The organism is [Enterobacter] lignolyticus SCF1, assembly GCF_000164865.1.
Lineage (GTDB): Bacteria > Pseudomonadota > Gammaproteobacteria > Enterobacterales > Enterobacteriaceae > Enterobacter_B > Enterobacter_B lignolyticus.
Genome location: NC_014618.1, coordinates 4,076,762 through 4,093,361, shown reverse-complemented (window position 1 = coordinate 4,093,361; position 16,600 = coordinate 4,076,762). Strand labels below are relative to the sequence as shown.

Genomic DNA, 16,600 nt, shown 5'->3' with positions numbered 1-16,600 from the left:
CCTTACACAAAGCGGCAGCTGATGGCGCCCATGTTGCCGTAATCGACATGGAAGGTGTCGCCTTTACGCGCCGCCACCGGGCGGGTGAACGATCCGCCAAGGATTATCTGTCCGGCTTCCAGCTGCACGTCGTACGGCGCCAGCTTGTTGGCAAGCCAGGCCACGCCGTTGGCCGGGTGGTTCAGCACCCCGGCGGCGACTCCGGTCTCTTCAATCACCCCGTTGCGATAGAGCAGGGCGGAGATCCAGCGTAGATCCAGCTCGTCGGGCCTGATCGGCCGGCCGCCGAGGATCACCCCCGCGTTGGCGGCGTTATCGGAAATGGTGTCGAACACTTTGCGCGGGCGCTGGGTGTCCGGATCGACGTTGTGGCAGCGGGCGTCGATAAGCTCCAGCGCCGGAATCACATAGTCGGTGGCGTTGTAGACGTCGAACAGCGTACAGTTCGGGCCGCGCAGCGGTTTGGCCAGCACGAAGGCCAGCTCGACCTCAATGCGCGGCACGATAAAGCGATCGGTCGGGATGTCGCTGCCGTCGTGGAAAAACATGTCGTCGAGCAGCGCGCCGTAGTCCGGCTCGCTGATTTGCGAGCTGGCCTGCATTGCTTTTGAAGTGAGGCCGATTTTATGGCCTTTCAGCACGCGGCCTTCGGCAATTTTCAGGCTCACCCATTCGCGCTGTACGGCATAAGCATCGTCAATGGTAATCGTCGGGTAGTCGAGAGAGATCTGGCGGATCTGCTCGCGGGACTGCTCCGCCTGATGCAGACGATGGGCTATCAGGGTATGGGTCTGTTTATCGAGCATGGCGATATCCTGTTTTATATTTGTTTTCTCCCTCTCCCTGTGGGAGAGGGCCGGGGTGAGGGCATCAGGCCGCAGAGATTTCCCCTCACCCTAACCCTCTCCCTAAGGGAGAGGGGACTGGCCGTGCCGGTATTACTTAAACAAGGCGTGCACGTTGTTTTGTTTGTAATTGAGCGTCGGATGCAGCTCGTCGAGCTCAAACGACAGCGCCAGATAGCGGCTCTCCATCAGCGCGGCGAAATGGGCTTTAATCAGCGCGAACAGCATCTCCCCCACCTCCTGACGGCTCTCCAGGCTGCGGCCGCTGCCGATTTTCAGCGTCATATGCACGAAGGCGTAATCGTGCCTGCCGTCGGCCATTTGCCAGGTATCCAGCCAGTGGGCGCGGCTGCGGATGCCGCCGATGGGGAAAATCCCGGTGGCGGCGAGCGCGTCGTTCACTTTGGCGAACAGGCCCGGCAGATCGGCCTGCTCACGGATGTTGTCGGTACATTCAGCGATAAAATGCGGCATGGGGCATCCTTATGCGGGCAGTGGGAACACGGCGTTGACCTGCCCGGTGCCGGAGCTGGCGAACAGCTCGGTGATGAACTCCACCTTGCCGTCGTACTTGTCCCAGCCGAGCATGCCGAGCAGCATCACGGTATCGTGCATGTTGCCTTCGCCGTAGCAGTAGTCGGCGTACTCCGGCAGCATGTGGCAGAATTCTTTAAACTTGCCCTCGCGCCACAGCTTCACCACGCGCTCGTCCATCTGGTGGTCGAACTCGCGGGTGTAGCTGTTCATCCCTTCTTCCGCGCGCTGGTCGTCGATAAAGCGGTGCGACAGCGAGCCGCTGGCGAGCACCGCCACGGTGCCGTCGTATTGCGCAATCGCCTTGACGATGGCCTCACCCAGCCTGCGGCTGTCGGCAAAATCGTGGACGGTACAGAAGGCGGAGATAGACACCACTTTGAAGCGCTTATCGCTGTTCATGTAGCGCATCGGCACCAGCGTGCCGTACTCCAGCTTCAGGCTTGGGATGTTGTGCGCTTTCGCGCGCACGCCGAGCTTGACCGCCTCATCGGCAATCAGCTGGCCGAGCTCCGGGTTGCCGTCGTAGTCGTAGGTCATGTCGCGAATAAAATGCGGCAGCTCGTTGCTGGTATAGACCCCGGCAAAATGGTCGGCGCAGTTGATATGGTAGGCGCTGTTCACCAGCCAGTGGGTATCGAAAACGATAATGGTATCGACGCCCATTTCGCGGCAGCGCTTGCCAATCTCTTTATGGCCGTCGATGGCGGCCTGACGGCAGCCGTGGTTTTTCCCCGGCAGCTCAGACAGATACATCGACGGTACGTGGGTGATTTTTGCTGCTAATGCTAACTTGCCCATATCAGACTCCCCATTTTGGAATCGGATGGTCGCCCATGGAAATGCAGACGTTCTTCATTTCCGCGAAGACTTCAAAGCTGTACTCCCCGCCTTCGCGACCGGTGCCGGAAGCCTTCACGCCGCCGAACGGCTGGCGCAGGTCGCGTACGTTCTGCGTATTCACAAACACCATGCCCGCTTCGATACCGCGCGCCAGGCGCAGCACTTTGCTGACGTCCTGGGTCCAGATGTAGGAGGCGAGGCCGTACTCCACGTCGTTGGCCAGGCGCAGCCCTTCGGCTTCGTCCTTAAACGGCAGCAGGCAGGCGACCGGCCCGAAGATCTCTTCCTGGGCCACGCGCATGCGGTTGTCGACGTCCGCCAGCACCGTCGGGCGCAGGAAGTTGCCGCTTCTCAGGTGCGCCGGCAGGTCGGTCGGTTTATCCGGGCCGCCCGCCAGCAGGGTCGCGCCCTCTTCAATGCCGAGACGGATATAGCCGGAGACTTTTTCCCAGTGCTGTTGACTGATAAGCGCGCCGACCTGGGTGTTCGGGTCGGTCGGGTCGCCGACGCGCAGGCGGTTGGCGCGTTCGGCAAAGCGTTTGATGAACTCCGGGTAAATGCTCTGCTGGATGAAAATGCGCGAACCGGCGGTGCAGCGCTCGCCGTTGATCGAGAAGATGGTGAACAGCGCGGCGTCCAGCGCGCGCTCGATATCGGCATCTTCAAAAATCAGCACCGGCGATTTACCGCCGAGCTCCATCGAGTATTTCTTCAGCCCGGCGTTCTTCATGATGTTGCGCCCGGTGGCGGTGCCGCCGGTGAACGACACCGCGCGCACGTCATGGTGGCGCACCAGCGCGTCGCCCGCCGTCGCGCCATAGCCCTGCACCACGTTCAGCACCCCCGCCGGAATCCCGGCCTCCAGCGCCAGCTCGCCCAGACGGTCGGCGGTCAGCGGCGAGAGTTCGGACATCTTCAGCACCGCGGTGTTGCCCAGCGCCAGGCACGGCGCGACCTTCCAGGTGGCGGTCATAAACGGCACGTTCCACGGCGATACCAGCGCGCAGACGCCTACCGGCTGCACCAGCGTGTAGTTGAGCATCTTGTCGTCGACCGGATAGGTCTTGCCGTTCATCTGCTGGCACACCTCGGCGAAAAACTCGAAGTTGTGCGAAGCGCGCGGGATCAGCACGTTTTTGGTCTGGTGGATCGGCAGGCCGGTATCGGCGGTTTCCATGGCGGCTATCTCAGGGACGTTTTGATCGATAAGATCCCCCAGACGGCGCATCAGGCGCGCGCGCTCTTTCATCGGCAGGTTGGCCCATTTCGGGAAGGCCTCTTTCGCCGCCGCCACCGCCTGATTCACCTCGGCTTCACCGCCGGAGGCGACCTCCGCCAGCACCTCGCCGGTGGCCGGGTTGGTGGTGTGAAAATAGTCGTTACCGGCAACGTTTTTGCCGTTGATCCAATGGTTAATCTTTTTCATTTGGCTGTCTCCTCGCTGACAATCCGGTTCACCAGGCGGCCTACGCCTTCCACTTCCACCACCACTTCGTCGCCTGGCACCACATCGGAGAGGCCTTTCGGCGTGCCGGTGGCGATCATGTCGCCCGGCTGCAGGGTCATAAATTCGCTCAGGTACGCAATCAGGAACGGGACGCTGAAAATCAGGTCGGCGGTGGTGCCTTCCTGGCGCAACTCGCCGTTAACGAAGGTGCGCAGGGCTAAGTTGTGCGGATCGGGGATCGCCGATTTCGGCACGATGACCGGGCTGATTGGCGTCAGCCCGTCGCGGCTTTTTACCCGCAGGTTCGGGCGGTAGTAGTTTTCCAGGTAGTCGCGAATGGCGTAGTCGTTGCACACCGTGTAGCCCGCCACATAGTCCATCGCTTCGGCTTCGGTTACGTTACGCGCGGTTTTGCCGATCACCACCACCAGCTCCGCCTCGTAGTGCATGTATTCGACGTTGTTCGGGCGGACCGACGTCTGGTTGTCGCCGTTAAAGGTGTTGGACGCTTTGATAAACACCAGCGGCTCTTCCGGCGGTTTGAAGTCCAGTTCGCTGGCGTGGTCGGCATAGTTCAGCCCCAGGGCAAACAGCGTGCCGTTCGGGTGGGGCTGCGGCACCAGCGCGCGCGGCGCGGGGAGTTCGCGCTCATCGATAACCGGGTTTTCCAGCGGCGGGAAGCCTTCCGCCAGCACCCGGACGCGATCGCCGGGCTGCAGCGTGACGCGGTGCTGCGGAGTGCCGAGCAGAATGGCGTCGCCCGGGTTCAGGGTAGCGAACTCGCTCAGGGCGCTCAGCAGCTCGGCGGCGCTGCGCGCGAGGTCGGCGGTGTTCCAGTGGTCGGCTTCACGGCCATTGATTTCGGTTATTACGGTGACGGCATCGACGTTGCTGAGGCTGACCATCTCGCCTAACGGACAGAAGCCATCGCGGCATTTCGCTTTGATAGCCGGGCGGTAGAAGCTCTCTTCCGGCAGGCTCACCTCGTTGGCCAGCGCGTAGCCCGCGATGTAGCGGTGCGCATCGGCTGCGCTGACCTTACGGGCCGTTTTGCCGACGATGAGCGCAAGGGTGGCGCCGCTTTGCACCTGCTGGCGCGCCGGATGCGGGATCGGCTCGCCGCTGCGGATCACCGTATTGCGCGGTTTGATAAACCACACGGCGGTTTTCGGCGGCGTGTTATAGGGCGCGGCGTGAAACGCCTCGTGCCAGGCATCAATCTGGCTTTGATGGTTGAGCGCGACGGCGAAAACAGTGCCTTTCATGAACCACTCCTCAGGTCCGGATTACCGGCCAGTGAATTTCATTAATATATTAATGATTATCTTTATGCCAGAGCGCGGCGGTTAGCAAGTTAAAGTGAATATTTTGTGATCTAATTAACGTATAATTTACATTGGTAATTTTTTAGTTTATTTTTATCAGTGGGTTACAGGTTTGGGGTGATTTCTGTTAGACTTTTTCGCTCAGAAACCGGTTGCGTACGGCGACGGTGATAGCAGATTATTTAAGTATTAATGATGTTGAGAGTGAGCAGGGGTGTTGCGATGCATGATTCGTTAACCATTGCGCTGTTGCTGGCGCGAGAAACGGCGATGGGCTATTTCCGGCCTATCGTGAAGCAGCATAACCTGACCGAACAGCAGTGGCGCATCGTGCGCGTGCTGGCGGAGCATCCGTCGATGGATTTCCACGATCTGGCGTTTCGCACCTGTATTCTGCGCCCGAGCCTGACCGGCATTTTGACCCGCATGGAGCGCGACGGCCTGGTGCTGCGCCTGAAGCCGGTCAACGACCAGCGCAAGCTGTACGTGTCGCTCACCAAAGAGGGCTATGCGCTGTATGAACACGCGCAGGCGCTGGTGGAAGAGGCGTATCAGCAGATTGAGGCGGAGTACACCCCGGAAAAAATGCAGCAGCTGACGGCGCTGCTGGAGGAGTTTATCGCGCTCGGCAACCGGCAGATGGCCGAGCGGGGTGACGAGGCGTAGTTCAGTCGCCGGGAGGCGCGTCCTGGGCAAGCTGGCAGAGCGTTTCCACCCGGGCGGTGGAGAGCGGATCGCGCGGCTGCGGCAGCGGCCAGCCGTACAGCCAGCGGGCGCTGGCGGCGCAGGTTCTGCCCTGGCACGCGCCCATCCCGCAGCGGGTCGCGAGCTTCGCCTGCCGCCAGTCGTTCTCCTGCGCGACATCGCCGCAGCGTACGTCTTCGCAGCGGCACAGCAGGGCGTCCGGCGTCGCCGCGGCTTTCAGATGTTCGCCGAGGGCGAAAGTGCGGTTAACGGCGTTGGCGAACTGCTGCCAGCGGGCTCGCTCGCTGAAAACGGTTTTCGCCTGCGCCGCGTTGCCCGCGGCGGCATAGCCCGCAATTTTCCCTTCGGCCAGCGCCAGCTCGCTGCCGCCAAATCCGGTACATTCCCCTGCCGCATAGATATGCGTCACCGAGGTATTCTGCCAGCGGTTCACCGCCACCGCGTCGTGGGCCGTCGAGCAGCCGAAGAACAGCGCCGTCTCCAGGTTGGGGATCAGCCCATAGCCGATGGCCAGGCGGGTGCAGTCGATTCGCTGCTCCGCGCCGTGGCGCCGCACGGTGATGCCGCTCAGCGCGCGCTCCCCATGCGCCGCAATGACCTGGCTGCGGGTCCGGTATCGGGGGAATCCCAGGCTGAACAGCTGGCGAAATTTGTCCGGCCAGCGCCATAGGCCAGCGGTAAAGCGCGCCAGAGCGTCAAAGGGCGCCTGTTCGACCAGCGCCACAACCTCTCCTCCCGCGCGGCGCACGCTGTCGGCCACCGCCAGCAGCAGCGGGCCGCTTCCGGCCACTACCACGCGTTCATTGTCCAGCCGCAGGCCGTGCTTGATTTGCGCCTGCAGCCCGCCGGCGCCGGTCACGCCGGGCAAGGTCCAGCCGGGAAACGGCAGCGACAGTTCGCGCGCGCCGCAGCAGAGGATGAGCTTTTTCCAGTAGACCACGCCCGCGCTTTCCGCTGTTTCAAAAAGCAGGCTGCGCGCGGTCGGGCGGGCCACCAGCCGCACGCCGCTGAGCTGCTCGATGCGGGGCTGCGCCGCCACCGCCTCCCGGTAACGGCGCGCCAGCGGGGGCAGCGTGACCTGCGGGCCGTCGCGCCAGATTTGCCCGCCGGGACGCGGGTTATCGTCGAGGATAATCACCTGCTTGCCGCTGCTGGCCGCCGCCAGCGCTGCCGCCAGCCCGGCGGGGCCCGCTCCGATAATGGCGATATCACACTGCCACGTTTTCATGAAAGCTCCTGTCAATCCGCATTTCCGCCAGGCACAGCGTCTGGCAGGCCAATACCCGTCGTCCGTTTACCGTGACCCGGCACTCCTGGCACACGCCCATCCCGCAAAAAGGCGCGCGCGGCTGGCCGCTGACCGAGACGCGGGTGAGCGCATTTCCCGCCCGGGCCAGCGCGGCGGCAACGCTGATGCCGTCGGGAACCTCGCACGGGACGCCGTCGATATACACGCGAAGGGTGCTGGTCATGCGATAGCCTCCTTGGGAAACAGGCGCGCGGGCAGCCAGGCGTCAGGCTTCACCGGGCTCGGCTCTTCCAGCAGCTGCGCCGCCAGCAGATGCGCCGTCGCGGGGGCGGTAGTCACGCCAAGCCCCTCGTGGCCCAGCGCCAGCCAGATGCCGCGACGCGACGGATGGGGGCCGATCAGCGGATTGCCGTCCAGCGAGGCGGCGCGGTAGCCGCTCCAGCAGCGGATAATCGTCAGGCTGGCAATCGACGGCAAAAAGCGGCGCGCGCGCGCCAGCATGGTGCCCAGCAGCGGCAGGTCGAGCGCCCGTTCGGTGTTATCAAACTCGCGCGATGAGCCGATCAGCAGCTGGCCGGTTGGCCGCGGCTGGACGTTAAAGGCCACCGAGGTGCCGCCCGCATGCGCGCTGGCGCCGTAGCCGAGCTCCACCAGCTGGTGGCGTACGGGCGCGCCGCAGCGTTCGGTAATGGCCAACTGGCCTTTTTTGGCGCGCAGCCAGTTTTCTTCCAGCAGCGTATTCGCGCCCAGCCCGCAGGCGACCACAATGGCCGCGGCCTGCAGGCGTTTACCGCTGTGCAGCAGCACGGCGGGTTCTTCGATGGCGCGGACGCCGTCGCGCAGATGGGTCAGCCGCGCTCCGGCATCGGCAATAAGCCAGCGCGCGACGTTGGGGGCATAAACAATGCCGTCGTCCGGCACCCACAGCCCTCCGGCCAGCCCGGCGCGGAGCAGGGGCTCACGCTGCGCGACCTGCGCCGTCGTCTGCAGTTCGCTGCGGGTCTGCGCGGCGGCCATCCGGCGCTGCTTTTCATGGGCGACCGCCATGTCGTCATCGTTTTCCGCCAGCCACAGGGTGCCGCAGCCGCGCCAGGCGCAATCGTCGGGCAGCCGCGGCGTCAGCTCGCGCCAGAGCCGGAGCGACCAGGCCGAGAGCGTGAGCTCCGCCGGATCGTCATCCATACAGACCAGATGCCCCATGCCTGCGGCCGTGGCGCCGGGCTGGCCGTCGTCGATAAGCGTGACCTGCAGGCCCCGTTTCGCCAGCCGCCAGGCGCAGGCGGCGCCGACGATCCCGCCGCCAATGACGATGACATCGCCCGACGTCACAGGGCTATCCCCCAGCAAAAGGGATCGTCAGGGTTGAGGATCAGGCGGTTGTCGCCGCACACCCAGGCCTCTCCCCGGATGGTTGGCACAACCCTGTCGCCCTCGCGGCGAAAGCTGGCGGTGAACTGGCTGCCGATAATACTGGCCTGCCGCCACGTCTCCCCCGGCTGCAGCTTGCCGTCTGCGGCAAGGCAGGCGAGCTTGGCGCTGGTGCCGGTGCCGCAGGGCGAACGGTCCCAGGCTTTACCCGGACAGAGGACAAAGCTGCGGCTGTCGGCGTGGGCGTCCGGCGCAAACAGCTCGATATGGTCAATCACGCCGTCGTTTTCACCGTAAATGCCCGCCGCCTCCAGCCCTTCGCGTATCGCCCATGCAAAATCGGTGAGCTGTGGGATCTCGTCAGGCTGAATGGCGAACGGATGGTCGTTAACGAGGAAAAACCAGTTTCCGCCCCAGGCGATATCGCCGGTGACGATCCCCTGCGCGGTCTGAACCCTGACCTGCTGACGCCAGCGGTATGACGGCACGTTTTCAACGCAGACGCTGCCGTCATCATGCAGCGTGGCGGTGACATCGCCCACCGGCGTTTCAATTTTGTGTTTTCCCGGCTTGATGCGCCCCAGCCACGCCAGCGACGCGATAAGCCCGATGGTGCCGTGGCCGCACATGTTCAAAAAGCCGCTGTTGTTGAAGAAAATGACCCCCGCCGTCGCGTCGGCAGAGACGGGATCGCACAGCAGCGCGCCAACCAGCACATCGCTGCCGCGCGGCTCCAGAATGACGGCTTTTCGCCAGCGATCGTAATCGCGGGCAAAGCGTTCGCGGCGTTCGGCCATGCTGCCGCCGCCGAGATCCGGAAAACCGGAAACGATCAGCCGGGTGGGCTCGCCACCGGTATGAGAATCAATGGCCCGGAGTTCAATCTGCGAGCGTGGCTCGGTCATGGCAAACCTCTATAAGTTAACTATTTGTTGCTAAATGCTGGCGCAAGCTTTGCGCATCGGCTTGAGCATTTTCGGCGTCTGCGGTGACGAAATCAGCACAGTGGCGAGCGGGGAAGCGGTAGGTGTGCCATAATTATTTTTTATTAATCATTGCATTACTTGATCGATAAACTAAAAAACCGGACCTCGCCAGTGCCTAAAGCAGGAGAAAGTATAAATCTTCGCCAGGATCGCAAAACACGTATTCCGCGCTTGTTTAGTTAATAAAAAGTTACTAAATATCCCTCGTTTTTAGCGATTGAGGAATCGTCATGACCCGTATCCCAGAAACCGCGCCGGGGCTCTCTCCTCCCGAAGAGGCCGCACTGGCGGTCGATGAGCTAAGCCAGATTTGCGAAGGGCTGGCGCGCCAGCGCCCGGAAAATATTCAGGCGTTGCTCAACGCCGTGGCGCTGATTGCGCCGCTGCTTAACGCGATTCCGAACGTGGTGTTCTTCATTAAAGATCTGCAGGCCCGCTATTTGATGGTTAACCTGACGCTGGCGCGCCGCTGCGGCTTTAAAAGCGTGTCGTCGCTGCTGGGAAAAACCTCGGCGGATGTTTTTCCCTCCGCGCTGGGGCACGGCTATACCGAGCAGGATCTGCGGGTGCTGCGCGAGGCGGTGACACTGCGCGACCAGCTGGAAATGCACCTCTACAACGGCCGGGTGCGCGGCTGGTGCCTGACGCAAAAGCTGGCGCTGCGGGATACCCAGGGGCGGGTTATCGGCATGGCCGGAATTTCCCACGATCTGCAGGAGGCGCACGCGCGGCATCCCGCCTGGCAGAAGCTGGCGATCGTCGACGATCATATCCGCCGCCACTACCACCAGCCGATCACCATGGAGGAGCTGACCGCGCTCAGCGGGATGTCTGTCGCGCAGATCGAACGCTACTGCAAACGGATCTTCCACCTGACTCCCCGGCAGATGATCCATAAGGCGCGGCTGGAAAAAGCCACCGAGCTGCTGGCGAGCGATACGCCGATTACGGATATTGCCCTGCAGTGCGGCTATACCGACCACAGCGCGTTCAGCCGTCAGTTCAAGGCGATGACCGGGTCGACGCCGCGGGATTTCCGCATCACGCTTCAGGGGTGATCCCCGGATTGTGCTGATTTCGTCATCATTGCGCGGGAAAACCGACAAGCCCGGCAGCTCATGAAACGTCAATCTGTCAGTGAAAATTCACCATTTGTTCACTTTGACTTAACAAATTGACGACAAGGAACCGATCATGAGCAAAAAAGCGATTCACTGGAGCGGCGTATTCCCGGCGGTCAGCACGCAGTTTCGACGCGACTATTCGCTGGATTTGGACGCCACCCATGCGGTAATGAAAAATCTGGTTAAGGACGGCGTTTCCGGCCTGGTGGTGTGCGGTAGCGTAGGGGAGAACACCTCGCTGACCACCGAGGAAAAATTGCAGATCATCGAAGTGGCGAAAGACGCGGCGGGCGGCAAAATTCCGGTCATCGCCGGGGTGGCGGAATTTACGACCGCCTTTGCCCGGCACATGGCGAAAGAGGCCGAACGCGTCGGCGTGGACGGCATTATGGTGATGCCTGCGCTGGTTTACTCGTCAAAGCCGCATGAGACCGCCGCGCATTTTCGCAGCGTGGCGACGGCCACCGACCTGCCCATCATGGTGTACAACAACCCGCCGATTTACAAAAACGACGTCACGCCGGAAATCCTCGCGACGCTGGCGGACTGCGACAACATCGTCTGCTTTAAAGACTCCTCGGGCGATACCCGCCGCTTTATCGATCTGCGTAATGCGGTAGGCGATCGCTTTGTGCTGTTCGCCGGACTGGACGATGTGGTGGTGGAAAGCATCGCCGTGGGCGCCGAAGGGTGGATTTCCGGGATGTCCAACGCGTTCCCCCGCGAAGGCGAGACGCTGTTCCGTCTGGCGAAACAGCAGCGCTATGACGAAGCGATGGCGCTGTACCGCTGGTTTATGCCGCTGCTGCATCTGGATGCGCGCCCGGACCTGGTGCAGTGCATCAAGCTGTGCGAAGCGCTGTTAGGCCGTGGGAGCGAAGTGACCCGTCCGCCGCGCCTGGCGCTGGAAGGAGATACGCGCGCGCAGGTGGTGGCGGTTGTTGAGCAGGCGCTGGCGACCCGGCCGCAGCTGCCGGACGTTGGCCTTTAAGCGCAGGGGCGACCATGACGGAACTTCAGACCACCCACGGCCGGCAGTTTATTAACGGCCGACGCGTCGCCAGCGGCGAGCCGACGCTTACGAGCCTGCGGGCGCACGATGGCGCGCCGCTTGGGCCGCGCTTTTACCCTGCCACCCGCGAGGAGGCGTCCCTGGCCGCGCAGGCGGCCGGGCAGGCCTTCAGCCACTACTCGCAAACCGCGCCGGAGGTCAGGGCGCGGTTTCTGGAGACCATCGCCGATGAGCTGGATGCGCTGGGAGACGACTTCCTGACGCTTGTTCATCAGGAAACAGCGCTGCCGCTGGCGCGCCTGCAGGGCGAGCGGGCCCGCACCAGCGGCCAGCTGCGCCTGTTCGCGCAGGTGCTGCGCCGGGGCGATGTCTTCGGCGCCCGCATTGATACGGCGTTACCGGCGCGCCTGCCGCTGCCACGCCCGGACTTGCGCCAGTATCAGACCGCGCTGGGGCCGGTGGCGGTCTTCGGCGCCAGCAACTTTCCGCTGGCCTTTTCCACCGCAGGCGGCGATACCGCTGCCGCGCTGGCGGCCGGCTGTCCGGTGGTGGTGAAAGCGCACCCCGGCCATATGGCGACGGCGGAGCAAACGGCGCTGGCGATAACCCGGGCGGTAGAAAAATGCGCGCTGCCCGGCGGCGTGTTTAACCTGATTTTCGGTACCGATATCGGCGCCGAGCTGGTCAGGCATCCGGCTATCCAGGCGGTAGGGTTTACCGGCTCGCTGCGCGGCGGCCATGCGCTGTTCCAGCTGGCGCAGCAGCGCCCGCAGCCGATTCCGGTGTTTGCCGAAATGTCCGCCATTAACCCGTTGATTATCCTGCCGCAGGCGCTGCGCGCGCGCGGGCAGGCGCTGGCAAAAGATCTGGCCGCGTCGTTTACCCTCGGCGTTGGGCAATTCTGCACCAAGCCGGGGCTTATCCTCACCCTGCGCGACGACGCGCTGGCTTCCTTTACGGCGACGCTGTGCGCTCAGGTGAAGGCGGCTGCGGCGCAGGTGATGCTGAATGCCTCAACGCTGCAGCACTATCGCGAAAAGGTGGATGCGCTGGCGTCACACCCGGCGTTCACGCTGCTGGCGAGCGGCGATGCCGCCGACGGCTGCGCCGAGCCCCGCCTGTATCAGACGTCGGCATCACTGCTTCTGGCAAAAGATCCGCTGCTGCTGGAGGAGGTGTTCGGGCCGCTGGCGATAGTGGTGACGGTCGACAGCGAAGCGGAGCTGCTGGCGGTTGTCGGCGCGCTGCAGGGGCAATTAACGGCGACGCTGCATGCCGATAGCGACGATCGCGACGCCGCCGGGCGCCTGCTGCCGCTGCTGAGCGAGAAGGCCGGACGGGTGCTGTTTAACGGCTTCCCGACCGGCGTGGAAGTCTGCGACGCGATGGTGCATGGCGGCCCGTGGCCCGCCACCACCGACGCGCGAGGAACGTCCGTCGGGAGCCGCGCCGTTGAGCGCTTTCTGCGGCCGGTGTGTTTGCAGAACGCGCCGGATGCGCTGCTGCCGCCTGCGTTGCAGGATGCAAATCCTTTGAACCTGCTGCGCCTGGTGAACGGCCAGTGGACCCGGGAAGCTCTTTCCCCCTCTGTTGACTGAAGGGCATCATCATGACCATTCACTCTACGCATAATTCGCAAACCCGCGTTGTTGAGTCGGGGAAGTTTAAGAAGCAGCTGACGTTAACGGATTTGACGTTTATCGGGCTGGGCGCCATTTTTGGCTCCGGCTGGCTATTCGCCGCCAGCCATGTGGCCTCCATCGCCGGTCCGGCGGGGATTGCCTCGTGGGTTATCGGCGGTATTGCGGTGCTGCTGTTGGGCATCGTGTATTGCGAACTGGGCGCGGCGCTGCCGCGCGCGGGAGGCATTATTCGCTACCCGGTGTTTTCTCACGGCGAGCTGATGGGGTACCTGCTGGGGTTCATCACGCTTATCGCGTTTTCCAGCCTGATCTCCATTGAGATTGTCGCCGCCCGGCAGTATGCCGCCGCCTGGTTCCCGATGCTGACGCAGCCGGGCTCCAGCGATCCGACGCTGCTGGGTTGGGTGGTGCAGTTCCTGCTGCTGTGCTTTTTCTTCGCCCTGAACTACTACAGCGTTAAAACCTTTGCCCGTTCAAATAACGTCATCAGCGTGCTGAAGTTTCTGGTACCGCTGCTGGTGGTTATTACCCTGTTTGCCTTTTTCAAACCGGAAAACCTGCATGTGCAGGGCGTGGCGCCGTTTGGGATGTCCGGCGTTGAGGCGGCGATCAGCGCCGGTGGGATCATTTTTGCCTATCTCGGCCTGACGCCGATTATCTCCGTCGCCAGCGAAGTGCAAAACCCGCAGCGCACCATCCCGGTGGCGCTGATCCTGTCGGTGGTGCTGTCGACCATTATTTACGTGCTGCTGCAGATTGCGTTTCTCGGCAGCATCCCTACGGAGATGCTGAGCGGCGGCTGGGCGGGGATCGGTAAGCAGTTTTCGCTGCCGTACCGTGATATCGCCATTACCCTCGGGATGGGATGGCTGGCGTTTATGGTGGTGAGCGACGCGATTGTCTCGCCAAGCGGCACCGGCAATATTTACATGAACGCCACGCCGCGGGTGGTGTACGGCTGGGCGAAAGCGGGCACCTTTTTTAAATCTTTCACCCATATCGATAAAGAGTCCGGCATTCCCCGCCCGGCGCTGTGGCTGACGTTTGGCTTATCGATTTTCTGGACGCTGCCGTTTCCGTCGTGGGAGCAGCTTATCAGCGTGGTCTCGGCGGCGCTGGTGCTCAGCTACGCCATCGCGCCGGTGACGGCGGCGGGTCTGCGCCGTAACGCGCCGGATTTGCCGCGCCCGTTCCGCGTCCGCGGCTTTGCCGTCGTCGGCCCGCTGTCGTTTGTTATTTCGGCGCTGATCGTTTTCTGGTCCGGCTGGGGAACGCTGTCGTGGCTGCTCGGGCTGCAAATCGTGATGTTTGTGGTGTACATCCTGTGCAAGAACAAGGTGCCGGTTCATACCGTCAGCCTCGCCCAGCAGGTGAAATCCTCGCTGTGGCTCATCGCCTTTTATGCCCTGATTATGCTGTTCTCCTGGCTTGGCAGCTTCGGGGGAATCGGCGCGATTGCCCATCCCTGGGATACGGTGGTCGTGGCGGCGATGTCGCTGGGGATTTACTACTGGGGGGCGCGCACCTGTCTGCCCCAGGCGAATTTTACCGGCGATGAAGAAGAGTAAAAAAGGAGTCCGTCATGGAAACCGTCACGCTCTCGCTGGCAGAGGCTTACGCGCTGTCCTGCCGGGTGCTCAGGGAGAACGGATTTAACGATGCCCATGCGGCGAGCATCGCCGATAACGTCACGGCCGGGGAGCGCGATGGCTGCGCCTCCCACGGTCTGTGGCGGCTGCTGGGGATTGTCGGGACGCGGCGTAAAGGCAAAATATCGGGAGAGGCGCTGCCGGTGGTGTTTGACCACGCCCCGGCCATCGTCCGGGCCGACGCCCGGGGCGCCTGCTCGCTGCTGGCCTATGCCCGCGCGCTGCCGCTGCTGATTGAAAAAGCGCGGGCGAACGGTATCGCGGCGCTGGCGATTAACCGCTGCGTCCACTATTCGGCGCTGTTTGCCGATGTGGAGCCGCTCACGCAGGCCGGGCTGGTGGGGATCGCCTGTACCCCGAGCCATGCATGGGTGGCCCCGGCCGGAGGCATCCGCCCGCTGTTCGGCACCAATCCGCTGGCGTTCGGCTGGCCGCGCGCAGGGAAGCCGCCCTTTATTTTTGATATGGCGACCAGCGCGGCGGCGCGCGGGGAGATCCAGCTACACCTGAGAAGCGGCACGCCGCTGCCGCCGGGGTGGGGAATCGACCGGGAAGGGCTGCCGACCACCGACCCTCAGGCGGTGCTGGAGGGGGCCATGCTCCCCTTCGGCGGGCACAAAGGTTCGGCGCTGGCCGCGATGGTCGAGCTTATCGCCGGGCCGCTTATCGGCGATATGACCAGCGCCGAATCGCTGGCGTGGGATGAGGGCGCAGGCGGGGCGCCGTACGGCGGCGAGCTGGTTCTGGCGCTCGATCCTGCGCGGTTTCTTGGCGATGCGGCCGCAGACCACCTGGCGCGGGCAGAGCGCATGTTTAGCGAACTGCAGGCCCAGGGCGCGCGGCTGCCGGGGGAGCGACGCTTCCTCGCGCGACAGCGCAGCGAGCGGGAGGGCGTGACGATAAGCCGCTCCCTGTACGACGACATCGTCGCGCTCAGCCGCGCAGCGCCGTAAGCAGGCGGCTGAACACCTCCGGTAGCGGCTCGTCATACCATAGGGCGTAGAGATCGGCGGGAATGGTCTCTTCCAGCGTCACAAACGTCACGCCCGGCCAGTGGATCAGGGCGCAGGTTTCCGGCAGCAGCGCGACGCCGTTTCCTGCGCTCACCAGCGCCAGCACGGTTTGCGGCTCAAAGACCTGCTGGACGATGAGCGGGTGAAAGCCGTGCTCCACGCAGGCGTCATTCACCTGACGGGCAAAATCCCCCCGGCTGAACGACAGCGAAATAAACGGCCGCTGGGCCAGTTCGGCCAGCGACACCCGGCGACGGCGCGCCAGCGGGTCGTGCTCATGCACGGCGAGGCGCATCGCTTCGCGGGAAATCAGCTGGCAGCGGATATTCGCCGCCACGCAGGGGATCACGTTGCGGTTGATGGCGATGTCGATGGTGCGCGCGCGCAGCGCCTCGATTTGCTGCTGCTGGGAAAGCTCGGTGAGCGTCCAGTTGACGTCCGGGTTGTGCTCGCGAAAAGCCTTCAGCCGGGTGAGCAGCGTGCCCCATATCGCGCTGCCGATAATGCCGATATTGATATGCTGCTTTTCGCTGCGGCCAATCTGCCGGACGTAGTTCAGCGACTGCTCGGTGGCGCTGAGCAGGCGGTCGACCTCGGTTTTCAGCACTTTCCCGGCGTGGGTCAGCACCACCCTGCGGCTTGAGCGCTCGAACAGATCCACCTCGAGGATCTCCTCCAGCTCTTTGATCTGCATACTGAGCGGCGGCTGGGAGATGTTGAGCCTGGCGGCGGCGCGGCCAAAATGCAGCTCGTCGGCGAGCACCTGAAAATAGCGCAGCATGCGCAGGCGGATGCGGCTAATGGCCTGAGGGTCGGTCATGCGTGTCGTCAGATAAGGAGAGGGTGCGACCATTTTT

16 protein-coding genes are annotated in these 16,600 nt (G+C 63.2%); 6 read left to right on the top strand and 10 right to left on the bottom strand.

Annotated elements, in window-relative coordinates:
- Nucleotides 1-2: 2 nt before the first annotated feature.
- From hpaH to hpaG, 5 genes are all read right to left on the bottom strand, one after another.
- Nucleotides 3-806 carry a 2-oxo-hept-4-ene-1,7-dioate hydratase gene (gene hpaH, locus ENTCL_RS18990; protein WP_013367764.1) on the bottom strand — a complete coding sequence of 268 codons (804 nt, stop codon included), beginning with the start codon at nucleotides 804-806 and terminating at the stop codon, nucleotides 3-5.
- A gap of 132 nt (nucleotides 807-938) precedes the next feature.
- Nucleotides 939-1,319, bottom strand: coding sequence for a 5-carboxymethyl-2-hydroxymuconate Delta-isomerase (locus ENTCL_RS18985; RefSeq protein WP_013367763.1), 381 nt, complete (start codon nucleotides 1,317-1,319; stop codon nucleotides 939-941).
- A 9-nt stretch (nucleotides 1,320-1,328) separates the two neighbouring features.
- On the bottom strand, nucleotides 1,329-2,180 hold the full coding sequence (gene hpaD / locus ENTCL_RS18980) for a 3,4-dihydroxyphenylacetate 2,3-dioxygenase (RefSeq protein ID WP_013367762.1): 852 nt from the start codon (nucleotides 2,178-2,180) through the stop codon (nucleotides 1,329-1,331).
- Nucleotide 2,181: 1 nt separating this feature from the next.
- Nucleotides 2,182-3,648, bottom strand: a complete 1,467-nt coding sequence (hpaE, locus tag ENTCL_RS18975; protein WP_013367761.1) for a 5-carboxymethyl-2-hydroxymuconate semialdehyde dehydrogenase — start codon at nucleotides 3,646-3,648, stop codon at nucleotides 2,182-2,184.
- The gene (gene hpaG / locus ENTCL_RS18970) at nucleotides 3,645-4,934 is read right to left on the bottom strand and encodes a 4-hydroxyphenylacetate degradation bifunctional isomerase/decarboxylase (RefSeq protein ID WP_013367760.1); all 1,290 of its coding nucleotides are present in this window, start codon (nucleotides 4,932-4,934) and stop codon (nucleotides 3,645-3,647) included. The genes hpaE and hpaG overlap by 4 nt, the downstream gene beginning before the upstream one ends.
- 282 nt (nucleotides 4,935-5,216) lie before the next feature.
- On the opposite strand from hpaG, the gene hpaR reads away from it, so the two are divergent.
- Nucleotides 5,217-5,660: a homoprotocatechuate degradation operon regulator HpaR gene (hpaR, locus tag ENTCL_RS18965; protein WP_013367759.1), complete on the top strand. Its 444-nt coding sequence runs from the start codon at nucleotides 5,217-5,219 to the stop codon at nucleotides 5,658-5,660.
- Nucleotide 5,661: 1 nt separating this feature from the next.
- Here hpaR and ENTCL_RS18960 read toward each other — a convergent pair whose 3' ends face one another.
- Genes ENTCL_RS18960 through ENTCL_RS18945 form a run of 4 tightly spaced genes read right to left on the bottom strand, consistent with a single transcriptional unit; the run spans nucleotide 5,662 to nucleotide 9,221 of the window.
- Complete coding sequence (locus ENTCL_RS18960; RefSeq protein ID WP_013367758.1) at nucleotides 5,662-6,927, bottom strand: NAD(P)/FAD-dependent oxidoreductase; 1,266 nt, start codon at nucleotides 6,925-6,927, stop codon at nucleotides 5,662-5,664.
- Nucleotides 6,908-7,171, bottom strand: coding sequence for a 2Fe-2S iron-sulfur cluster-binding protein (locus ENTCL_RS18955; protein ID WP_013367757.1), 264 nt, complete (start codon nucleotides 7,169-7,171; stop codon nucleotides 6,908-6,910). Before ENTCL_RS18955 ends, ENTCL_RS18960 begins: the two co-directional genes overlap by 20 nt.
- On the bottom strand, nucleotides 7,168-8,277 hold the full coding sequence (locus tag ENTCL_RS18950; RefSeq protein ID WP_013367756.1) for an NAD(P)/FAD-dependent oxidoreductase: 1,110 nt from the start codon (nucleotides 8,275-8,277) through the stop codon (nucleotides 7,168-7,170). Before ENTCL_RS18950 ends, ENTCL_RS18955 begins: the two co-directional genes overlap by 4 nt.
- Nucleotides 8,274-9,221 carry a 4-hydroxyproline epimerase gene (locus ENTCL_RS18945; protein WP_013367755.1) on the bottom strand — a complete coding sequence of 316 codons (948 nt, stop codon included), beginning with the start codon at nucleotides 9,219-9,221 and terminating at the stop codon, nucleotides 8,274-8,276. Before ENTCL_RS18945 ends, ENTCL_RS18950 begins: the two co-directional genes overlap by 4 nt.
- 311 nt (nucleotides 9,222-9,532) lie before the next feature.
- Here ENTCL_RS18945 and ENTCL_RS18940 point away from each other — a divergent pair, with 311 nt between their 5' ends.
- The 5 genes from ENTCL_RS18940 (at nucleotide 9,533) to ENTCL_RS18920 (ending at nucleotide 15,683) form a co-directional block, all read left to right on the top strand.
- Nucleotides 9,533-10,360, top strand: coding sequence for an AraC family transcriptional regulator (locus ENTCL_RS18940; protein ID WP_013367754.1), 828 nt, complete (start codon nucleotides 9,533-9,535; stop codon nucleotides 10,358-10,360).
- 136 nt (nucleotides 10,361-10,496) lie between these two features.
- Nucleotides 10,497-11,417 carry a dihydrodipicolinate synthase family protein gene (locus ENTCL_RS18935; RefSeq protein WP_013367753.1) on the top strand — a complete coding sequence of 307 codons (921 nt, stop codon included), beginning with the start codon at nucleotides 10,497-10,499 and terminating at the stop codon, nucleotides 11,415-11,417.
- A 14-nt stretch (nucleotides 11,418-11,431) separates the two neighbouring features.
- Nucleotides 11,432-13,036, top strand: coding sequence for an aldehyde dehydrogenase (NADP(+)) (locus ENTCL_RS18930; protein ID WP_013367752.1), 1,605 nt, complete (start codon nucleotides 11,432-11,434; stop codon nucleotides 13,034-13,036).
- A gap of 11 nt (nucleotides 13,037-13,047) precedes the next feature.
- A complete protein-coding gene (locus ENTCL_RS18925; RefSeq protein ID WP_013367751.1) occupies nucleotides 13,048-14,649 on the top strand; it encodes an APC family permease in 1,602 nt (533 codons plus the stop codon).
- A 14-nt stretch (nucleotides 14,650-14,663) separates the two neighbouring features.
- Entirely contained in the window at nucleotides 14,664-15,683 is a 1,020-nt protein-coding gene (locus tag ENTCL_RS18920) for an Ldh family oxidoreductase (protein ID WP_013367750.1), read from the top strand.
- On the opposite strand, the gene ENTCL_RS18915 is transcribed toward ENTCL_RS18920, so the two are convergent.
- The gene (locus ENTCL_RS18915) at nucleotides 15,664-16,596 is read right to left on the bottom strand and encodes a LysR family transcriptional regulator (RefSeq protein WP_013367749.1); all 933 of its coding nucleotides are present in this window, start codon (nucleotides 16,594-16,596) and stop codon (nucleotides 15,664-15,666) included. The two genes, ENTCL_RS18920 and ENTCL_RS18915, sit on opposite strands and share 20 nt — an antisense overlap.
- Nucleotides 16,597-16,600: the final 4 nt, after the last annotated feature.

Bases quoted from the DNA above. Each gene is read 5' to 3' on its own strand.
- hpaH (WP_013367764.1), bottom strand. From the start codon at position 806: ATGCTCGATAAACAGACCCATACCCTGATAGCCCATCGTCTGCATCAG.
- ENTCL_RS18985 (WP_013367763.1), bottom strand. From the start codon at position 1,319: ATGCCGCATTTTATCGCTGAATGTACCGACAACATCCGTGAGCAGGCC.
- hpaD (WP_013367762.1), bottom strand. From the start codon at position 2,180: ATGGGCAAGTTAGCATTAGCAGCAAAAATCACCCACGTACCGTCGATG.
- hpaE (WP_013367761.1), bottom strand. From the start codon at position 3,648: ATGAAAAAGATTAACCATTGGATCAACGGCAAAAACGTTGCCGGTAAC.
- hpaG (WP_013367760.1), bottom strand. From the start codon at position 4,934: ATGAAAGGCACTGTTTTCGCCGTCGCGCTCAACCATCAAAGCCAGATT.
- hpaR (WP_013367759.1), top strand. From the start codon at position 5,217: ATGCATGATTCGTTAACCATTGCGCTGTTGCTGGCGCGAGAAACGGCG.
- ENTCL_RS18960 (WP_013367758.1), bottom strand. From the start codon at position 6,927: ATGAAAACGTGGCAGTGTGATATCGCCATTATCGGAGCGGGCCCCGCC.
- ENTCL_RS18955 (WP_013367757.1), bottom strand. From the start codon at position 7,171: ATGACCAGCACCCTTCGCGTGTATATCGACGGCGTCCCGTGCGAGGTT.
- ENTCL_RS18945 (WP_013367755.1), bottom strand. From the start codon at position 9,221: ATGACCGAGCCACGCTCGCAGATTGAACTCCGGGCCATTGATTCTCAT.
- ENTCL_RS18940 (WP_013367754.1), top strand. From the start codon at position 9,533: ATGACCCGTATCCCAGAAACCGCGCCGGGGCTCTCTCCTCCCGAAGAG.
- ENTCL_RS18935 (WP_013367753.1), top strand. From the start codon at position 10,497: ATGAGCAAAAAAGCGATTCACTGGAGCGGCGTATTCCCGGCGGTCAGC.
- ENTCL_RS18930 (WP_013367752.1), top strand. From the start codon at position 11,432: ATGACGGAACTTCAGACCACCCACGGCCGGCAGTTTATTAACGGCCGA.
- ENTCL_RS18925 (WP_013367751.1), top strand. From the start codon at position 13,048: ATGACCATTCACTCTACGCATAATTCGCAAACCCGCGTTGTTGAGTCG.
- ENTCL_RS18920 (WP_013367750.1), top strand. From the start codon at position 14,664: ATGGAAACCGTCACGCTCTCGCTGGCAGAGGCTTACGCGCTGTCCTGC.
- ENTCL_RS18915 (WP_013367749.1), bottom strand. From the start codon at position 16,596: ATGGTCGCACCCTCTCCTTATCTGACGACACGCATGACCGACCCTCAG.